This window comes from Kineococcus indalonis, from assembly GCF_009906395.1.
Lineage (GTDB): Bacteria > Actinomycetota > Actinomycetes > Actinomycetales > Kineococcaceae > Kineococcus > Kineococcus indalonis.
In genome coordinates this window covers 1-960 of sequence record NZ_JAAALM010000880.1, presented here as the reverse complement: position 1 = coordinate 960, position 960 = coordinate 1, and the positions used below count along the sequence as shown (strand labels likewise).

Annotated in this window: 2 protein-coding genes; both read left to right on the top strand. The window is 80.6% G+C overall.

Annotated features, from left to right (window positions below):
• The coding region (locus tag GTR00_RS21705; protein WP_166613562.1) for a PspC domain-containing protein at positions 1 to 365 on the top strand (365 nt) is incomplete at its 5' end.
• 67 nt (positions 366 to 432) lie between these two features.
• Positions 433 to 960 (top strand): PspC domain-containing protein (locus GTR00_RS21700; protein WP_166613561.1); only part of this gene is annotated, 528 nt, incomplete at its 3' end.

The following is a 960-nucleotide window of genomic DNA, read 5'->3' as shown; positions in this document are numbered from 1 at the left end:
CCCCCACCCCCTCCGCCGGGGTCGCCGGGACCACCGGCCCCGAGCGCTTCTTCGGCGCGGTGCGCCGCACCGGGGTGACCCGCGGTCGCGACCGCTGGATCGCCGGCGTGTGCGGCGGCCTGGCCGCCCGCCTCGGCGTGAACCCCGCGTGGGTGCGCGCCGCGGCGGTGGTGCTGGCGCTGCTCGGCGGCCTGGGCCTGCTGCTGTACGGCCTGGCGTGGGCGCTGCTGCCCGACGCCACCGGGCGCATCGAGGCGGAGGCCGCCCACCGCGGCGACGTGTCCGCGTCCTTCGCCGTCGCCGTCGGCCTCGTCGTCGTGGACCTGCTGGGCGGGGCGGGCATCGGCCTGCCCTGGACCTGGTGAGCACCGTGGGCACCGTGAGCGCCGCCGGTCTTCCGCGCGGGGCCGTGCAGCGGGCAGGGTCACGACCGTGAGCACCGCGGACCCCGGCACCGGCACCGGCACCGGCACCCCCGGCGGGCGCGGCCCGCTGGCCCGCGCCACCGGCGCGGTGCGCTCCTGGGGCGTGGTGCGCGGGGAGGACCGCTGGTTCGCCGGCGTGTGCGGGGGCGTGGCCGCCCGCCTGGGCGTGGACCCGGTCCTGGTGCGCGGGCTGCTCATCGCCCTGACCCTCGTCGGCGGCCTGGGCCTGGCGCTGTACGGCCTGGCGTGGGCCGTGCTGCCCGACGCTCGCGGCCGCGTGGAGCTGGAGGCCACCTCCGAGGGCGACGTCTCCGGCGCCTTCGCCCTGGCCGCCGGCCTGGTCCTGCTGGACCTGGCCGTCGGGCGCGGCGTCGTCGGCCTCGCCGGCCTGACCGTCGGTCCCCTCGGCGCCGGGCCGGGCTGGGGCTTCCTCGTCACCGGCCTGGTCGCCGGCCTGCTGGGGTGGGTGTTCCGCGACCGCATCGCCGCGCTGCGCGAGCAGTGCGCGCGCCGGCGCGCCGAGCGGCCCGTGCCC